Source organism: Roseibium sp. AS2 (assembly GCF_038900065.1).
Lineage (GTDB): Bacteria > Pseudomonadota > Alphaproteobacteria > Rhizobiales > Stappiaceae > Roseibium.
This window is the reverse complement of record NZ_JBBMQN010000001.1, coordinates 441,477-454,274: the sequence shown is the minus strand read 5'-3', so window position 1 is coordinate 454,274 and position 12,798 is coordinate 441,477. Positions and strand designations below refer to the sequence as shown.

Sequence of the window (12,798 nt, the reverse complement as noted above, 5' to 3'; positions counted from 1 at the left end):
ATGCCAGTTTCAGCAAAAGGTAAAGTCGATATTGTGTCGTTCCTGATGAATCGGGCCATTGCGGCTGTGACGATCCTGTTGTCCGCGGCCTTCTTCGGTGCCCAGGCCCAGGACGCCGACGGCCTGCCGGACAGGCTGCGTCTGGGTGTGATCGTTGCCGCGGACGAAGGCGCGCGCGACCGGGTCGAGCCCTTTCGCCTGGCCCTGGAGGACATTGCCGATCTGCCCGTCGATCTTTTCCTGATGGAAACGATGGCCGATGCCGCCGAGGCGATTGCTGCCGGCCGGATCGACTATGCGCGCCTGTCTCCTTCCGCATATGCGGCGGTGCATCAGCTTTGCGCCTGCGTGGAGCCGCTGGTGACAGCCGGCCCTGATGATTTTCCGGCGCGCTTCTATGCCATTCTGGTCGCGGGGGCGGGCGCGGAAAAGGCCACCCTGACGAGCCTGAAAGGCACACGCCTTGCGGTCGGGGGCGCGCATGCCGTTACGGGCTACCGCGTGCCGCTCGCCAACCTGGCGGCGGACGGCATCGATGCCCGGTCGCATTTCGGCGCCCTGGTCGAAGTCCAGAACCCGCTCGAGGGTCTGCGCGCCGTGCTGGACGGGCGGGTGCAGGCAGCGCTTGCATGGTCCACCCTGGCAGGTGAAGCCAAGAATGGTTACACCGCCGGAACGCTCAACGATTACTATGTTTCGGGCGGTGCCGGATTCGAGAACCTTGAAATCGTCTGGCGCTCGCCACCGATACCCTATTCCGCCCACAGCTTGCGCAAGGACCTGCCGGATGTTCTGAAGCGGCGGCTGAGGGCCGGGCTGATGGATCTCCGCCGGGAAGCGCCGGACGCCTATCTGGCGATCGAGCCGGACCTTCCCGGTGGTTTCGAGCCGGTCGTGCATGCGGACTACCGCCCGCTGCTGCGTACCTTCGAAGACGCCTATGCCACTGTTCTGGATCCAGCCGGCAGATAGCAGGGCTCAAACGGCCGCCGCCTCCTTGCCCAGAAGCGCATGGGTGTGACGGCGGATCATTTCCTCTTCATTGGTCGGGATGACCAGGACACTGACTCGGGATCCCGGCGCGGAAATGTCCTCGCCGGCGCCCCTGTTGCGGGCCGTGTCCACCTGCAGACCCAGCCAGTCCTGATCATCGCAGACCTTTTCGCGGATCACGGCGGCGTTTTCGCCGATGCCGCCGGTGAACACCACCGTGTCCAGACCGCCCAGCACCGCTGCCATTGCACCGAGTTCGCGGCGGATGCGGAAGACGAAATAGTCGATGGCTTCCCTGGCCCGCGGATCGTCGCTTGCCGTCAGCGTCCGCATGTCCTGGCTGATGCCGGACAGACCCTTCAGACCGGAGTTCTTGTAAAGAAGATCGGAGACGTCTTCAGGGGTCATGCCCTTGGTGGTCAGAAGATAGAGCACGACGCCCGGATCGAGCTGACCGCAGCGCGTGCCCATCGGCAGGCCGTCCAGGGCGGTGAAGCCCATTGTCGAGCCGATGCTCTGGCCGCCCCGGACCGCGCACATGGACGCGCCATTGCCTAGATGAGCGACAATCACGCGGCCGGCATAGGCCTCGGGGCGCGTCACTTTCAGGTAGCTGCAGATATATTCATAGGACAGCCCGTGAAAGCCGTAACGGCGGACCCCTTCGTCATAGAGCGGCCGTGGCAGGGCGAACGTGTCGTTTACCCAGGGATGGTTGCGGTGAAAGGCGGTGTCGAAACAGGCTGTCTGCAGGGCATCTGGAAAGGCCGCGCGCGCCGCCTCGATGCCGGCCAGGTTATGGGGCTGATGCAGCGGTGCGAGGGGTTCCAGCGCCCGCAGATCGGCCATGACCACGTCCGTGATCCGCACCGGGGCGGCATGGGTCACACCGCCATGGACGACCCTGTGCCCGACCGCGTCGACTTTGCGTCCGCCGAGTTCGCCCTCGAGCATCGGCAACAGGGCCGCCAGCGCGGCAGCGTGGCTGCTGCCCTCGGCGGGGGACAAGGAGCGGTCGATGCGGGTCTGCGAGACGTGGGACCTCAGCGAGAGGTGCGGCGTGGCGCCAAGACCGGAAATCTGCCCCTCAAGCTGCACTCTTTCGCCGGTGTAGAGCGTGAACTTGATCGAGGACGAACCGGAGTTCAGAACCAGAATGACCCTGTCCACGATCAGCCCTCCTCACGCTCGAAGACACCGACCGGCGCGCCGCTGGTCTGCCAGTACATGAACAGTTGCGCCAGGGCGCAGGAGGCAAGCCGCGAACGGCCGTCATCGGCCCGGCTTGTCAGCATGATCGGAACCTTGGCGCCGATCACCAGCCCGGCGGCTTCCGCATGGGCAATGAAGGTCAGCTCCTTGGCAAGCATGTTGCCCGATTCCAGGTTGGGAACGATCAGCACTTCCGCATGGCCGGCGACCAGCGAGGTGATGCCCTTGGTGCGGGCGGCCTGCACGTCGATCGCGTTGTCCATGGCCAGCGGCCCGTCGACGATCGCGCCGGTGATCTGGCCGCGTTCGGCCATCTTGGACAGGATCGCCGCGTCCAGGCTGGAGGGGATGGCGGGATTGACCGTCTCGATCGCCGACAGAACCCCGACCCTCGGCATGTCCAGTCCGAGGGAGCGGGCGGTGTCGATGGCGTTCTGGGTGATGTCGACCTTGGTGTTGAGGTCCGGGGAGATGTTGATGGCGGCGTCGGAGATCAGGACCGGTGTCTTGCGGCCGGGTATGTCCATGACGAACACGTGGCTGATGCGGCGCTTCGTCCTGAGCCCGCCGTCGCGCTTGACCACATGGTGCAGCAGGTGGTCCGTGTGAAGATGGCCTTTCATGATCGCCTTCACCCGGCCTTCATGGACCATGGCGACGGCTCGGCCGGCGGCTTCCATCTCGTCTTCGATATCGATCAGTTCAAAGGTGCCGATATCCTCACCGATTTCTCTGGCGGCAGTGTCGATCCGGGATCTGGCACCGATCAGGATCGGTTCGATCAAGCCTTCGCGCGCCGCCATGATCGCGCCTTCCAGCGAGTTCGGATCGTCGGGGGCGACAACGGCGGTGGGCAGAGCCGGCAGCGTTCTGGCCAGTTCGATCAGGCGGTTGAAGTGCCGGTGACGCTGGACGAGCAGAGCGGGGAGGCTGCTGGAGTCGAATTCTATGGATTCTGTAGGCGCGGCGACTTCGGCGTTTCCTTCCACCAGACGGGTGCCGTCGCCGCGGGTGACCGAGAGCTCGAACACCACGATATTGTCGGCCTTCTTCTCTGTCGCCGTCACCTTCACGGTCAGCTTGTCGCCAACGACGGCGCCCCCGAGAAAGCGGAGGGACTGGGTCTTGTAGATGGTGCCGGGGCCCGGGAGAATGTTGCCGAGCACAGCCGAAGCGAGCCCGCCGACCCACATGGCCGGCGCAACCGGCTTGTCGATCTGTCCGTCACCGGTCCAGTCTGTGTCGGGCAGATGGATCGGATTGTGGTTCCCCGATGCATGAGCGAACACCAGCAGATCGTTGGTGGAACACTCCCGCACGATTTCGGCGCTGTCGCCTGTCTGGATCTGGTCGTAGGTCTTGTTTGTCGCCATCGGTCCCGTCTTCCCGTGAAAAAACATATATTGCGGCGCAGCAATCAAAATGAATGTAGCTGCGGAATGCGACGGAGGAAATACGGGAGATCTCTAAGGAACCGAAACGCGCTATGGACAGTTGCTGCATTGGACCGTGTTGGTGAGGCGGGGACGCAGATAGTAGCTGTCGCTGAGTTCGATCAACGCATCCCTGTCGAAATAGCTCGTGAAAATGCCGGCGAAAGGCGGTTCGTAGTCGAGCGTTGCGACGCTGACGACGATGGACGTGTTCGGCGCGGCAATGGTATCCGGCAGCGTGATCGGCGGTGCGGCACCTTCGGTCCAGGGGGCGTTGCCCGTGGAATCGTAGCTCCAGTCGACTGTGGCATCTTCGTTGTTGTCAAAGGTCACGCTCGCGATGAGGATGACCAGCTCGTCCGCCGGGTAGGGCACGAGAATCTTTTCACCGAGGTTGAAAACACCGTCGAGTTCACCCGTGGTCACCGTCTGGGCCTGGGCGACAAGGTCGGCGATCGAGTTGGAAATGCGGCTGATCTTGCGGTCATGATTCATGGCGCCGGTGATTTCGGCCATACCGATCAGCAGGATTATCATGAATGGCAGGATCATCGCGAATTCGGTGGCCGCGATCGCATGCCGTTCCTGCCAGAGCCTGCGCAATGCAGCCGGGCACGTCGCGAGTCCGTGCCTGAGCCTGCACGCGAGCAGGCTCCCGAAATCATTCCCAGGGTTCATTGCGAAACACCATAGTTGAGGTCAGGTGGCGCTCGAAGCCGTGGTCGCCATTGTCGAATTCAAGCACGGACGACATCATCGGCCACTTGTAGACGACATTGACCACGACGATCTCGCTGGCAGCCCCGATTTCGTATTTCGTTTCGTCCCTCAGGTTGCCGTCTTCGTCATAAAGACTGTCGGTGGACTGTGCGTCGGCAAAATCCGCGATCGATTCGACTTCGATGACCATCCGTTCCTCGCCGGTGATCTCGTCCTTGTCGCACATGAATGAGGGCATGTAGCCGCAGAGCTGGGTCTTGAAAGCATCGGCAGATATATTGCCCTGGGCCTGACCGGTTCTGATCAGCCTGGAGGCTTCCACCAGGGCGTTGTCCAGCATGCGGTTCGCAAGGTGTGCGACGCCGATCTCGATGATGCCGAATGCAAGCAGGAAGAAAGGCGGCGCCACAAAGGCGAATTCGATCGCGGTCACACCACTGCGGTCTTTCGCCAGCGAGTGTCCGTTCCGCCCCCTGACGGGCCAGAAGTTCCGCATTTTCCGGTACATTCCTTGTTAGCTCCGAAAACGGGCCCGGCCGGTCACTTGCTGCCGGCAGCCTCGAGGGACAGACTGTTGCGAGATGTGGCCTGTTCGGCGGCTTCCTTGAACGCGTCTTCGGAATCGCCAAGCCGCAGGGTCGGTTCGCAGGTCGGATTGCACGACATGGTGACCCTGGCCGCTTTCCGGTAGACCGAGACCACATCGTCGTCGGACGCCCTGACCGTGATCACCTCGTCGACGATCGGTTTGTTGTCATCGTCCAGGATGACAAGGTTCGTGGTGCCGTAGCTCTTGCCGGTGATCACGACCGTGTTCTGGTCGAACATGGCCACGTCCGCGATGAAGGGGTTGCCGACAATGACAGCAGAGGCGCCATCATCGATACGGAAGACCTTGGCGCGGTCGACCGTCACCATGACAGGGCCGTCTTCAGCCAGAACGGTGCCGGCCTGAAGCGCCAGCACAAGCACGCCTGTCCATCTCAGTATGTTCGTCAACATGCGTGTGGGTACTCCATGTGTTCTTGTTCCTGCGACAGCATGCGGCAAACGTGGTGAACGATCTGCTAACGTGATGTTTCAAGAAGTGTAAATCACTGCTTTGCCGGGCGGGCCGACGCTTGCCTTCCGTCCGGTGTATTCGTGACGTTCCGACAGAAAACTTCTGCGCCTTGGAATCAGCAGTAACATAAGATCATGACTGTAAATATTGAATTTTGATGCAATAATTAATAAAAACTGAATTGTTATTCTGAAAGAAACGGCGGATAAATTGATTTAGAAACAGACGGAAATGTGATATTACTTAAAAATGGCGGTAAAAATCAAAGTTTAATGATCAGATTAATAGTTTTTTATCTATACATATTGTTAACTATAGTTATATCCGCCAGTTTTTTATCGATGGCGGATGGTAAATTTAACTCGTTGGAAAGCTCTCTGTCCTAGGGTGAGTTCATGTTCGAACGGACAAAAAAAGATCCGTCGAGCTTTGAAGCTGTCAACTTAGTGGTACTTGGAGCAAACACATGAAAAATCTTCTCAAGCGTTTCGTCAACGATGAATCCGGCGCAACTGCAATCGAATACGGTCTGATCGCGGGCCTTCTGTCCATCGTCATCATCGGCGCTCTGCAGCTGGCCGGGACGTCCATGACGGCCCTGTTCACGACCATTCAGACCACCCTGACCACGGCTGCCGGTTCCTGATACACGCCAGATCGGAAACGATTTGGTGGAACCACGTCGAGAAAGCGGGCAGTCAACTGCCCGTTTTTCTGTTTCGCGGCCGCGATGGCTGCGAAACATTAACTCTTGTCCGATAGGTTCGGATGAATAGGGTTAAAGAGTGAAAGTCCGATGATCGAGGCTGCAATCCTGGTGATCTTTCCGATGCTTGTCGCCTTTGGCGGAGCCTCGGACCTTTTGACCATGACCATCCAGAACAGGGTTTCCGTCCTGCTCGTCGCCGGCTTCGCGGCCGTGGCGATCGCGATCGGCCTGCCCTTGTCGGACTGGGGTGTCCACGTGCTGGGGCTGCTTGCGGTCTTCGCCGTCTGCTTTGCCTTCTTCGCGGCGGGCTGGATGGGCGGCGGCGATGTCAAGTTCATCAGTGCCATCGCACTCTGGATCGGCTTCACCCCGGAACTTGCACAGTTCACGCTTCTTGTGACCCTCTACGGCGCGGTTCTGACACTGGGCCTGTTGTCGATGCGGCAGATGATCGTCGTGCCGGGCGCCCTGGCGCGCCAAGACTGGTTCGCCAGATTGCATGACCGCGAAAGCGGGATCCCCTACGGGATTGCGATTGCCGTGGCCGGATTGCAGATCTACCCTGCAACTCAATGGTTCAAGCTTCTCGGCCAGGCCTGATTTTACCAGCACATTCATTACAAATTGACCGGGACAAATTACCTGGCGGGGTTGGCTGTCTGCCTTTCGCGCGCCTGGAAAGCCACCGGATTCGCTGGTTCTATGCCAGATTTTCTCGCAAATTGCAGTCGACTTAAGAAAGCATTCAGTAAAGTTAATGGATATTAACTGAAAACATCTACCGTTGATTAACCATGTTTTGACCAATTACCCCTCATTCTAGAGTTTGACGGTGCAAACTTGCACGGAATTATTGGGTATTGGTCATGAAATTCGCACGAATTTTCGTACTGGCAATTGCGGTTGCTGCAGGCATCATCGCCTTCCGGATGGTGATGATGTCCGGCGGCAAACCCGAGCCGCAAGTCGCGCAGGCGCCTCAGACCGACCAGCAGAAAGCCGAGGTTCTTGTTGCCGGGAAAGACATTCACCTGGGCAACAAGATCGGCAAGGACGACATGTCGTGGGCAAGCTGGCCCGAGGATGCGGTCCCCCTGGGGGCGATCACCAGGAAGCTCAAGCCGGCAGCGGTAGAAGAATACGAAGGCCGAATCGCCCGGGCCCCGATCTTTGCGGGTGAGCCGATCCGTCCGGAGCGTCTGATCAACACCGACAAGGGGTTCATGGCCGCGATCCTGCCCAAGGGCATGCGGGCCATCGCCGTCAGCGTGGAAGCGGAGACGACCGCGGGCGGCTTTATTCTGCCGGGCGACAAGGTCGATGTCATCGTGACGCGCAAATCGGATTCCGGTGCGCTCAGTGAAACAATTCTTGAAAACATACGCATTCTGGCCATCGACACGACCACCGCCGGAGAACAGGACCAGAAGAACCTGGCGCCGAAACGGACGGCAACACTGGAACTGACGCTTTCGCAATCGGAAATCGTTGCCCAGTCGCAGCAGATCGGAACGATCGCGCTGGCGCTGCGCAGTGCCCAGGATTCCGCCGACGACGCGGAAGCGGACAACAGCCGGCGGCGCGGTGTCAGCTATGTGAAATACGGCGTGACCAGCCAGGCAGGTGGGCAATGAGAACGGGCGGAAGAACGTCCAGCGAGAGGGGCGTCATGAAACACTATCTTCTTAGGTTCACAGCTGCGGCAGTCCTTTTCGGCGCCCTGCTGGGAGCGCCGCTTCAGGGGGCCCTGGCGGAAGGCAACTTCCCCAGCCAGGTGCACGTGGCTGCCGGCGAACGCGCGAGCGGGCGTATCCTCAATGTCGGGATCGGCCGGTCGGTCGTGATCAATCTTGCCGAGGACGCAGCGGACGTGCTCGTGGCCAACCCGGAAATTGCCGACGCCGTCCTGCGCACACCTCGCCGGATCTTCGTTATCGGCAACACGGCGGGCCAGTCTCGTCTTGTCCTGTTCAGCAGAAGCGGCCGTGAACTGGCCAGCTTCGACGTCCGTGTCGAAAAGGACACGTCGGACATGACGCGGATCATCCGCAAACTGATCCCCGGATCGAATATCTCGGCTGAATCCATCAACGGCAGCGTCGTGCTGAGCGGCTCCGCCAAGAGCTCGCTCGAAGCGCAGCAGGCCGCAGATATTGCCGCCAAGTTCGAAGGCGCGGAAAGTGCCTCGCAGATCGTCAATCTGATTGCGGTCGAAGGCAAGGACCAGGTTCACCTGAAGGTGACCGTGGCGGAGGTCGAAAGGTCGATCATCAAGCAGCTTGGGGTGCAGTTTCAGGGAACCGTCGGAACCGGGAATTTCTCTCCGAACGGCTCGCTCGTGCCCAATTACACGGTGAACCCGTCCATCGTGAACCAGGCCGCCGTCGGTCTGCAGTTCGTGAGCGGTGCCACCAACATCCAGGCGGAATTGCAGGCGCTGCAGCGCGAAGGTGTCGTGCGCACGCTTGCGGAACCGACGCTGACGGCGATCTCCGGCGAGAATGCAAGTTTTCTGGCCGGTGGCGAGTTTCCGATCCCGATCTCGCGCGATGACAACGAGATCACGGTCGAATTCAAGAAATTCGGTGTCGGCCTCGATTTCACGCCGGTGGTCCTGTCGGGCGGACGGATCAGCTTGCGGGTGAAGACCGAGGTCAGCGAGCTCAGCAACGAGGGCGCTGTCTCGGCCGGCGGCATCACCATATCCGCGCTGAAAGTACGGCGGGCCGAGTCCACGATGGAACTGCCCTCGGGCGGAACGCTGGTGATGGCCGGACTGCTCAAGGAATCCTACTCGCAATCGATCGAGGGCGTGCCGGGACTGATGCAGATCCCGATCCTTGGCGCATTGTTCAAGAGCCGCGATTTCCTGCGCAATCAGACCGAGCTTGCCGTCTTCGTCACACCGTATGTCGTGCGGCCGGTGGCCGTCAGCAAGCTGGTGCGGCCCGACAAGAACCTCATGGCGCCTTCCGACGCCGAAACGATCTTTCTGAACCGCCTGAACAAAATCTACAGCCCCGGCGGAAATGCCGAAGGCACGTATCACGGCCAGATCGGTTTTATCTACAAGTAAGGACGGACGGATGATCAGGAACACTACAGTCCGCAAAACAACCGCTTCCAGGTCCGCGCTTGTCGCATTCGGATGCCTGACGCTGTTGGGATGTCAGAACCAGTCGCAGCAGCCCACCGCGCTGCTCGCATCGCACGACTACCGGCTCCAGCACCCGATCGTGGTCACCGAAGCCCCGGAAACGCTGGATCTGCCGATCGGCCGCAACACGCGCAGCCTGAACGGTCCGATCGAGGGCACGATTGCATCCTTTGCCGTCGATTCACGGCAAAGAGGCAACGGTGCGGTGGAAATTCTGGTGCCTTCCGGCGGTGCCAACGAAGCTGCGGTCCATGCGGTGACGCCACAGATCCGCAGGTCCCTGCAGCAGGGCGGTCTGTCCGGGTCGCATATCAGGACCCGCACCTACGCGGTTCAGGATCCTTCGGCCGATGCGCCCATCAGACTGTCCTATCCGCGCATGCAGGCAACCGCGGGAGAGTGTGGCGTCTGGCCGAAAAACCTCGGCGGCGGTGTTGGCGAAAACGCCAATTACGAGAATTTCGGGTGTGCCGCGCAGGCGAACCTGGCTGCGATCGTCGCCAATCCGTCGGATCTGTTGACGCCGAGAGCGTCGACACCGGCAGATCAGAACCGACGGGCCGTTGTCCTCGAGAGATACAGAAAAGGCGAACTGACAGCCTCTGAATACAAGGAAGGTGTCGGAGCCGAGATCGCGGAAGACTAGGTGATAAAATGAGTGCCAATCCAGAAATGAAAGACCTGCCCGGATATATGGAGTCCTATGCGGAGCCGTCTGATCAGGGCTATGGCGGCAGCGAGGAAGGGGTCCATATCGGGTCCATTCCACGCATCACCATTCACGGGTTCTGTCTGACGGATGCGACCATGCGTGCGGCCGAGGCCGCGATGGAAGACCGCAGGATGGCCAAGGCCCATCTGAAGCTCGACATGGGCGGCATTCCGGCCGCCATCGAGACCTTCGAGCACGCGCCGACGCCCAATCTCATCATGGTCGAGACCTCCGGCAACCGGGAGGACCTGATCTCGAGCCTCGATCATCTCGCCGAGTATTGCGATGCCGGAACCAAGGTGGTCGTCATCGGCGACGTGAACGATGTCACGCTCTATCGCGATCTCATTCACCGCGGCGTCAGTGAGTACCTGATCACGCCGGTCAACGTGTTTCAGCTGATCGGAGCGATCGGCGATCTCTACGCCGATCCGGAAGCTGAACCGCTCGGCCGGACAGTGGCGTTCTTCGGCGTCAAGGGAGGCTGCGGCGCGTCCACGGTCGCCCATAACGGCGCCTGGGCGCTGGCGCGCTGCTTCCAGAGCGAAGTGGCGGTGACCGACATGGACCTGCCATTCGGAACAGCCGGGCTCGACTTCAACCAGGACCCGTTGCAGGGCGTCTTTGAGGCGATCTCGGCTCCGGAACGGCTCGACGAGACCTATCTCGACCGGATTCTTTCCAAGTGCAACGAGCACCTGAGCCTTCTGGCTGCTCCGGCGACACTGGAACGGACATACGATCAGGGTGAGAAGTCGTTCGAACTCCTGATCGAGACCATGCGGGCAAGTGTTCCGCACGTGGTTCTGGATGTGCCTCACGTCTGGAATGCCTGGGTCAAGCAGACGCTGCTCGGTGTGGACGAGATCGTCCTGATCGCGGAACCCGACCTGGCCAATCTGCGAAACGCCAAGAACACCGTTGATTTCCTGAAGCAGTTGCGTCCCAACGACAGGCCGCCGCATCTGGTCATGAACAAGGTCAACGTGCCGAAACGGCCGGAAATCAAGCCGGACGAATTTGCCAGTGCGCTCGGTCTTTCGGTGCAGGCGGCCATTCCGTTCGAACCGCAGCTTTTCGGAACGGCGGCCAACAACGGCCAGATGATCGGTGAACTCGACAACAAGCATGCGATCGCGCGCATGTTCGATGATCTGGCACAGTCGGTATCCGGCAAGGCGCAGCCCAGCAGGTCGTCCGGGTCCGGATTGAGCGGCTTGTTGTCAAAATTCAAGCGCAAGGCCGGCTGACCGGTCCGACAGCGGAGCAGATAGTTCGTTATGTTTGGAAGACGTGGCAGTTCATCGTCCGGTCCTCAGACCATCCGCCCGGGAGGTGTTCCCGGGTTGCAGGACCTGCCTGCTCCGGCGGAACCGGAAGACAGGGCAGAGCAGCCTGCGCCTCAGGAGCGTCAGAGCGAACCCGCGCAGGCAGCCCCTGCACCAGCGCCCGTTTCCGAACCGGAACCGGAACCGGCGCCGAGCGCAGCGGCGCCACGCAAGAAAAACAGCGAGTACTACGAGACCAAGGCCCAGATCTTCAATGCTCTGGTGGAAGCGATCGACCTGTCGCAGCTGGCGCGTCTGGACGCGGAGGATGCCCGGGACGAAATTCGCGATGTCGTCAATGACATCATCGCCCTCAAGAATGTGGTCATGTCCATCTCCGAGCAGGAAGACCTGCTTGAAGATATCTGCAACGACGTGCTCGGCTATGGTCCCCTGGAGCCGCTGCTTGCGCGCGACGACATCGCCGACATCATGGTGAATGGCGCCCACACGGTCTATATCGAGACGGCGGGCAAGGTCGAGCAGACCGGCGTGAGCTTCCGCGACAACGCCCAGCTCATGAACATCTGTCAGCGGATCGTGAGCCAGGTCGGCCGGCGCGTGGACGATTCCAGTCCGATCTGTGACGCGCGTCTTCCCGACGGCTCCCGTGTCAACGTCATTGCACCGCCGCTGGCCATCGACGGCCCGGCCCTGACCATCCGTAAGTTCAAGCGGGACAAGCTGACCCTCGACCAGCTGGTCAAGTTCGGCTCGATCACGCCGGATGGGGCGACGATCCTGCAGATCATCGGCCGCTCGCGTTGCAACATCCTGATTTCCGGCGGAACGGGTTCGGGCAAGACGACCCTGTTGAACTGCCTGACGGCCTATATCGAGAACACCGAGCGCATCATCACCTGCGAAGATTCCGCCGAGCTTCAGTTGCAGCAGCCCCATGTGGTGCGCCTTGAAACCCGGCCGCCCAACCTGGAGGGGGAGGGCGAAATCACCATGCGCGATCTGGTGAAGAACTGTCTGCGCATGCGTCCGGAACGGATCATCGTGGGCGAAGTGCGCGGACCGGAGGCCTTCGATCTGCTGCAGGCCATGAACACCGGTCACGACGGTTCCATGGGCACGTTGCACGCCAACTCGCCGCGCGAGGCGCTGTCCCGTCTTGAATCGATGATCACCATGGGCGGCTTTTCGCTGCCGTCCAGGACCCTGCGCGAGATGATCGTGTCGTCCATCGACGTCGTGGTGCAGGCGGCCCGTCTGCGCGACGGATCCCGCCGGATCACCCATGTCACCGAGGTGATGGGCATGGAAGGCGACATCATCACGACCCAGGACATTTTCCTCTATGACATCGTTGGCGAGGACCCCAGTGGCCGGATCATCGGTCGCCACAGGTCGACCGGCATCGGACGTCCGAAGTTCTGGGAGCGCGCGCGTTACTTCGGCGAGGAAGCGCGCCTGGCACAGGCGCTCGATGCGTCCGAGATGGCCGAGTAGGGAGTAAACTGGG

At 60.8% G+C, this 12,798-nt stretch carries 13 protein-coding genes; 8 read left to right on the top strand and 5 right to left on the bottom strand.

Annotation, left to right across the window (positions count from 1 at the left end; genetic code table 11):
* Positions 1 to 972, top strand: a complete 972-nt coding sequence (locus WNZ15_RS02085) for a PhnD/SsuA/transferrin family substrate-binding protein (RefSeq protein ID WP_342891272.1) — start codon at positions 1 to 3, stop codon at positions 970 to 972.
* Positions 973 to 978: 6 nt separating this feature from the next.
* Here the strand turns inward: WNZ15_RS02085 and WNZ15_RS02080 are convergent, their stop codons facing one another.
* The 5 genes from WNZ15_RS02080 to WNZ15_RS02060 all read right to left on the bottom strand — a co-directional run bounded on the left by WNZ15_RS02080 (position 979) and on the right by WNZ15_RS02060 (position 5,360).
* Entirely contained in the window at positions 979 to 2,166 is a 1,188-nt protein-coding gene (locus WNZ15_RS02080; RefSeq protein WP_342891841.1) for an acetate/propionate family kinase, read from the bottom strand.
* Entirely contained in the window at positions 2,166 to 3,578 is a 1,413-nt protein-coding gene (locus tag WNZ15_RS02075) for a bifunctional enoyl-CoA hydratase/phosphate acetyltransferase (RefSeq protein ID WP_342891271.1), read from the bottom strand. Before WNZ15_RS02075 ends, WNZ15_RS02080 begins: the two co-directional genes overlap by 1 nt.
* A gap of 111 nt (positions 3,579 to 3,689) precedes the next feature.
* Positions 3,690 to 4,316 carry a TadE/TadG family type IV pilus assembly protein gene (locus tag WNZ15_RS02070; RefSeq protein WP_342891270.1) on the bottom strand — a complete coding sequence of 209 codons (627 nt, stop codon included), beginning with the start codon at positions 4,314 to 4,316 and terminating at the stop codon, positions 3,690 to 3,692.
* Entirely contained in the window at positions 4,300 to 4,854 is a 555-nt protein-coding gene (locus WNZ15_RS02065) for a TadE/TadG family type IV pilus assembly protein (protein ID WP_342891269.1), read from the bottom strand. The genes WNZ15_RS02070 and WNZ15_RS02065 overlap by 17 nt, the downstream gene beginning before the upstream one ends.
* Before the next feature lie 44 nt (positions 4,855 to 4,898).
* A complete protein-coding gene (locus WNZ15_RS02060) occupies positions 4,899 to 5,360 on the bottom strand; it encodes a pilus assembly protein N-terminal domain-containing protein (protein ID WP_342891268.1) in 462 nt (153 codons plus the stop codon).
* Positions 5,361 to 5,887: 527 nt separating this feature from the next.
* On the opposite strand from WNZ15_RS02060, the gene WNZ15_RS02055 reads away from it, so the two are divergent.
* The 7 genes from WNZ15_RS02055 to WNZ15_RS02025 all read left to right on the top strand — a co-directional run bounded on the left by WNZ15_RS02055 (position 5,888) and on the right by WNZ15_RS02025 (position 12,785).
* A complete protein-coding gene (locus tag WNZ15_RS02055; RefSeq protein WP_342891267.1) occupies positions 5,888 to 6,067 on the top strand; it encodes a Flp family type IVb pilin in 180 nt (59 codons plus the stop codon).
* Positions 6,068 to 6,217: 150 nt separating this feature from the next.
* Complete coding sequence (locus WNZ15_RS02050) at positions 6,218 to 6,730, top strand: prepilin peptidase (RefSeq protein ID WP_342891266.1); 513 nt, start codon at positions 6,218 to 6,220, stop codon at positions 6,728 to 6,730.
* A gap of 266 nt (positions 6,731 to 6,996) precedes the next feature.
* Positions 6,997 to 7,764, top strand: a complete 768-nt coding sequence (cpaB, locus tag WNZ15_RS02045) for a Flp pilus assembly protein CpaB (RefSeq protein ID WP_342891265.1) — start codon at positions 6,997 to 6,999, stop codon at positions 7,762 to 7,764.
* Between the two features lie 35 nt (positions 7,765 to 7,799).
* On the top strand, positions 7,800 to 9,206 hold the full coding sequence (locus tag WNZ15_RS02040) for a type II and III secretion system protein family protein (RefSeq protein WP_342891264.1): 1,407 nt from the start codon (positions 7,800 to 7,802) through the stop codon (positions 9,204 to 9,206).
* Between the two features lie 10 nt (positions 9,207 to 9,216).
* Positions 9,217 to 9,933 carry a CpaD family pilus assembly protein gene (locus WNZ15_RS02035; protein WP_342891263.1) on the top strand — a complete coding sequence of 239 codons (717 nt, stop codon included), beginning with the start codon at positions 9,217 to 9,219 and terminating at the stop codon, positions 9,931 to 9,933.
* An 8-nt stretch (positions 9,934 to 9,941) separates the two neighbouring features.
* Positions 9,942 to 11,249 (top strand): CtpF protein, encoded by a 1,308-nt coding sequence (locus tag WNZ15_RS02030; RefSeq protein WP_342891262.1) that lies wholly within the window; start codon positions 9,942 to 9,944, stop codon positions 11,247 to 11,249.
* Positions 11,250 to 11,279: 30 nt separating this feature from the next.
* A complete protein-coding gene (locus WNZ15_RS02025; RefSeq protein WP_342891261.1) occupies positions 11,280 to 12,785 on the top strand; it encodes a CpaF family protein in 1,506 nt (501 codons plus the stop codon).
* Positions 12,786 to 12,798: the final 13 nt, after the last annotated feature.